At 66.8% G+C, this 795-nt stretch carries 2 protein-coding genes; both read right to left on the bottom strand.

The window, feature by feature from the left end; translation table 11 throughout:
- Nucleotides 1-101: 101 nt before the first annotated feature.
- Nucleotides 102-233, bottom strand: a complete 132-nt coding sequence (locus ACTWQJ_RS51915; RefSeq protein WP_443313283.1) for a hypothetical protein — start codon at nt 231-233, stop codon at nt 102-104.
- Between the two features lie 62 nt (nt 234-295).
- Complete coding sequence (locus ACTWQJ_RS51910; RefSeq protein ID WP_099504217.1) at nt 296-370, bottom strand: 50S ribosomal protein bL37; 75 nt, start codon at nt 368-370, stop codon at nt 296-298.
- Between the last annotated feature and the right edge of the window lie 425 nt (nt 371-795).

Raw genomic sequence — 795 nt, 5'->3', positions numbered from 1 at the left:
CGACTCGGTCTGCCCCGTCCCTCTCTGTCAGGTAAGGAATGATCGCCTCGGCGACCGCCATCGAGCCCGATTCGGCGGCGGTTACGCGTGGTGACCCGGCGTCAGAGCGTGCGGAAGCCGCGGTGCAGGGCCCAGCGACTGCAGCCGGTGACCCGGCCAGGTTCGTCGGCGCGCACGTCGTCGGCAAAGCGATCGTGCAGGTGATCTCGCTGGTGGGTGTATCCCAGTGTCATGCATCCTTGATTTCAAGCAAACGGAACAGGGCGCCGGACCCTCGGCGGCGCGCTCGGTCGGCTCAGGCGTTGGGGCGCTTGCCGTGGTTGGCCTTCTTCTTCTTACGGCCGCGTCGTTTGTTGCCTCGCTTGGCCATGGTGCGTATCTCCCTAATCAGGACTTTTCACACCTTCGCCAGTCTAGATTCGGCTCGTGGGATCCGCATCAGCGGTGCGGCATCCACCCGCGCAAGCCGCAGCTCCGCCTCACGGCCCCGCCGAGCGCGCCAGAAGCGATCAAGCCAGGGATGTCCCGGCCTCTTGATGGCGTGCGGCACCAGACGCCAACACCGCTCCGCTGCAGGTCGGCAAGGCAACGAGCCATGGATCACCCAGGCTTCCGAGCTGAGAGCACAGCGCCGCCTGGCTCGGGCCCCACAACGGCCGCGCGCCGATGCGACCCGAACGCGCCCTTTCGACCCTGAACGTCCCTGCTCAATCTCAAACACATGGGGGCGGCTGGGGGCAACGACGGGTTCGTATGTCAACGCTGCGGTGACGACGGGCCGACGGTGAGCGAGCG

The sequence above is a fragment of the Streptomyces sp. KR55 genome (assembly GCF_052245645.1).
In the GTDB taxonomy this organism is placed as follows: domain Bacteria; phylum Actinomycetota; class Actinomycetes; order Streptomycetales; family Streptomycetaceae; genus Streptomyces; species Streptomyces flavusporus.
This window is presented reverse-complemented; position numbering and strand designations above follow the sequence as displayed.